The following is a 4,081-nucleotide window of genomic DNA, read 5'->3' on the forward strand; positions in this document are numbered from 1 at the left end:
TCGCCTCGTCCACTACCCTAAAAACAGGTCGTGACAGACCGCTAGTTGTCAGATTTCGGAGGGAACGAGTCGCTTGTTGCGATCCCTCGGTCCAGCACCCAAACGTTGCGGTAGCGGACCGGGTCGGAGTGATCTTGCAGCAACGTGGGCAGCGGAAGAGCTTCCTCGGGTTTGCCGGCTCCGGTTGGTCCTGGCAACGCGACGTTGTCTTGGACCTTCACGCCGTTGACCCACGAGGTCACGTGAGCGGGCCGCAGTTTCTTGCCGTCGGCGCCGAATCGTGCGGCGGTGAAGCGGATGTCATAGGTTTGCCAGGTCAGTGGCGGGAACGCCATGTTCAAACGTGGTGGCTTGAACCGATACAGGGCTCCCAGCCCATTGAAGACTCGATCGGTACCAAACGAATCGAGGATTTGACACTCGTAACGGCTTTGCAAGTAGACGCCGCTGTTGCCGCGTTGTTGACCTTGTTTACCGGGCATGTGCGGGATTCGGAATTCCAAGTGCAAGTCAAAGTCGTTGAGCAACCATTTGACGTTGGCACCCTGGGCGAGCAAGCCTTCCGAAGCGATCCGGGCCTTGGAAAATTGGTCGGTGTTCTTGCCGTTGAAGAGCACGATCGCCTCTTTGGGTGGCTGAGCTCCCATCGTGGGACTGGTGCGAATCACGCGAGGCAGTTCGCCGAGCGAGTCACCTTCGAAGTTGATCAGACGGCACTTTTCAGGACCGGCAAACAATGCCCATGGTCCACCGGAGAGAACCAGCGTCTCTCCGTTGCGGCGGCCGATCAAACGAAGCTGGGTTGCCTCGTTGAATTTCTCGTCACCGGGAAGTCCGCCCACGTAAGCCAGGGCTTCAAATTCGCCCGAGCCGATGGCGCGGATTTGGATTCCATACCGTTGCTTGGTGGATTGTTTGGAAGCGTCTGAGTCGTCTGTGCTCTTTTCAGTTGCAATCGAAACGTCGCCAGCGTATTCACCGATCAATTGGAAGTCGACTGCGGCGGGGCCGTCCGTCGGTGGCAAGGTCCAGACGCCTTTTTCGACCCAGGTGGGATCGGGTTTGGGATCGGCAGGTTGAGCTTCCGCTGCTTTTTCTGGGGCTGGCTTCTTGGATTGGACCTTTTCTTCCTTGGGAGGGGGGGCCTTTTTCTCCTCGGATGCCTTCGGTTTCTGGGCGTTTTCGGAGGCTTTCCCGGCTTTTTTCTCGCTGTTGGTTTCTGCGGGTGGAGCGTCCTTTTTCGGTGCGTCTGCTTTCTCTTTGGCCGGCGAGTCCTTTTCTTGTGCCGACACTGATGGTGGAGTCAGCGCGACTGTCAGGCACAGCGTGAGGAAACCCGCGAAAACGCGAGGGGTTGGGGTCGCGAGAAATTTGCGAAATGACATACTCGAACGGAGCTCGTACTTTCGGGGATGGTGGGCTGTCTGGGGGGAGCGGCTATTTTAATTCAATTGCGAGTGGATGCAGCATGGGACGGAAGCAAAGTTCAACATCAAAAACGCAAAGCACGCGACAACCGATCTCGGTCCGTGGTTGTCGTGTTCACAATTTGCGTGATGTGGATGTTGATATCCCTCGCGGGGAATTGGTGGTGATTTGCGGGCTGTCCGGCAGCGGAAAAACATCGCTGGCGCTGGATACGCTGTATGCCGAGGGGCAGCGGAGCTACATCGAGAGTTTTTCCGCGTACACGCGGCAGTATCTCAATCAGCTCGACAAACCGGATTGCGACAGTATTTCCGGAATTCCGCCCGCGATCGCGGTGACTCGGGCGTCGGCGGTGAAGACGAACCGGAGCACCGTGGCCACATCGACCGAGATTGCCGAACACCTGCGTTTGCTGTTCGCCCGCGCATCGGAATTGGTGTGTTACCAGTGTGGGCAACCGGTCGTGATCGACAGCCCACAAAGTGTGGCGGCACAGCTCAGTGATCCAGCGGCAAAAGTTCAGCGGGCAATCGTGGGATTTGAGCTTTGGCTGCCGAATCGGAAAGCCGCTTCGGAGATCCTGCTCGGCCTGCAACAGGAAGGGTTCGTGCGTTTGATCCTCAAGGGGGAAACGTTTCAGTTGTCCGATGAAGACCGCGGCAAGATGGCCAAGCGGATTGGATCGAAGGGAGTGACGGCGACGGTCGTCGTTGACCGGCTATCTTCCTCCTCGGAAATGTCTCGCTGGACCGAGTCCTTGGAAACCGCGATGACCGAAGGCAACGGGCGTGCGGTCGTGTTGTTCCAGTCCGATGCCGATGATCAGTTCGCGACCTTGCCCACGCAGTCCATCGACGGGCGAGACATGCGGCAACGAGTCGCCAGCGATCGGCATCGCTGCGATCACTGCGACATTGAGTATCCCGATCCAGTCCCACGAGCATTCAACTTCAATCATCCGATGGGAGCGTGTCCGGAGTGCGAAGGGTTCGGCGACGTGATCGGAATCGATATGGACCGGATTGTTCCGGACAAATCCAAGTCGATTCGCGACGGTGCGATTGCTCCTTGGAACGCGCCTTCGTATCAGCATGAATTGGATGAGTTGTTGGCACTCGCGGACGATTACGATTTGCCAGTCGATGTTCCGTTTTCAAAATTGAAAAAGAAGCATCTGAAGCTGATTCACGAAGGCGTTCGCGAACGCAAGTTTGGTGGGCTGGATGGCTTTTTTGCTTGGCTGGATCGCAAGAAGTACAAGATGCACATTCGTGTGTTTGCTTCGCGTTACCGTAGCTATCGGACTTGCCCGGCCTGCGGTGGTGATCGGTTGAAGCCTGAATCGTTGGCTTACAAAGTCGGCGGGCGCAACATCTCTGAAATGCTGGCGATGCGGTGTGATGAGCTGGATCAATTTTTGACGGATTGGTTTGGTGATGATGCTTCCAGCGATTCCGATGCGGACGTTTCGCATGACGATGCTGTTCGCGAAAGATTGGTTGGGTACCAGACGCAGGCAGAGTTGTTGATTGCGGATCAGCAGCGTCGGCACACGATCGCCAGTGAACCAGTCCGGCAAATTCGCGATCGATTGCGTTACTTGGGTCAAGTTGGGCTGGGGTACTTGCAACTCAACCGTACGCTTCGCACGTTGTCCGGCGGCGAGACCCAGCGAATCGCGTTGACGTTGGCGCTCGGCAGCACGTTGGTTGGCATGTTGTATGTGCTGGACGAACCAACGGCTGGTTTGCATCCGGTCGATGTGGAGCAATTGGTCGACGCGATCACTCAGCTTCGCGACCGTGGGAACACCGTCGTCGGGGTGGAGCACAACGACACTTTGATTCAACTCGCCGACCGCGTGATTGAGATTGGGCCTGGGGCGGGCGTTGGCGGAGGCTTGGTGACGTTTGAAGGCACGCCCAAACAGTTGATGAAGGCGAAAGACAGTTTGACGGGGCGGTATCTCGGCAAGAATCGAAAACAATCCATCCAGTTGGATTTGACGGATGGCCGCGCACCGACAGGCTCGTTGACGTTGGCGGGAGCGAGCGGGCACAACCTGCGTGACATCGACGTGGAGTTTCCGCTTGGATGCATGACCGTCGTCACGGGGCGATCGGGAAGCGGCAAGAGTTCGTTGATTCACGACACGTTGTTCGGTGCCGTGTCAATTCGGTTGGCTGAACGTCGCGGCGAGGTCGCCTCGGCGGACATTGTCGCCGGGACGCTTCCGTATCGAGCGTTGCGCGGCGAGCACGCGATTGACGACTGCTTGCTAGTCGATCAATCGCCGATCAGCCGCAGTCCTCGCAGTTGCCCGGTCACGTTTGCGAAAGCGTTTGATCCGATTCGGCAAGCGTTTGCGGGAACGGTTGACGCCAAGATTCGCAATTTCAAACCGGGACACTTCAGTTTCAATTCTTCGGCGGGGCAATGTGCGGCGTGCGAGGGAGCGGGCGTGCAAACGATCGACATGCAGTTTCTCGCCGATGTATCGATGCGATGTGGCGAGTGTCGGGGGCGGCGATATCGCGACGAAGTTTTGCAGGTTCGCTATCGAGATCGCACGATCGCGGACGTGTTGGAGATGACCGTTCGCGAGGCCTCTGATTTCTTTCGCGAAATGCCGAAGGTGCAGAACAAGCTGAAG

Annotated in this window: 2 protein-coding genes; one reads left to right on the forward strand and one right to left on the reverse strand. The window is 57.3% G+C overall.

The genetic code is table 11. The annotated features are described in order from the left end of the window. Nucleotides 1–41 precede the first annotated feature (41 nt). Nucleotides 42–1,385: a family 16 glycoside hydrolase gene (locus ACF8AM_RS12710; RefSeq protein ID WP_392555991.1), complete on the reverse strand. Its 1,344-nt coding sequence runs from the start codon at nucleotides 1,383–1,385 to the stop codon at nucleotides 42–44. Between the two features lie 83 nt (nucleotides 1,386–1,468). Between ACF8AM_RS12710 and uvrA the strand changes: the two genes are divergently transcribed. Further along, nucleotides 1,469–4,081 (forward strand): excinuclease ABC subunit UvrA (gene uvrA, locus ACF8AM_RS12715; protein ID WP_392555992.1); only part of this gene is annotated, 2,613 nt, incomplete at its 3' end.

Origin of the sequence: Rhodopirellula sp. JB055 (assembly GCF_043100905.1) — a bacterium.
In the GTDB taxonomy this organism is placed as follows: domain Bacteria; phylum Planctomycetota; class Planctomycetia; order Pirellulales; family Pirellulaceae; genus Rhodopirellula.

What these genes read in the sequence shown, in the direction of transcription:
- ACF8AM_RS12710 (WP_392555991.1), bottom strand. Translation starts at nt 1,385, where the DNA reads ATGTCATTTCGCAAATTTCTCGCGACCCCAACCCCTCGCGTTTTCGCG.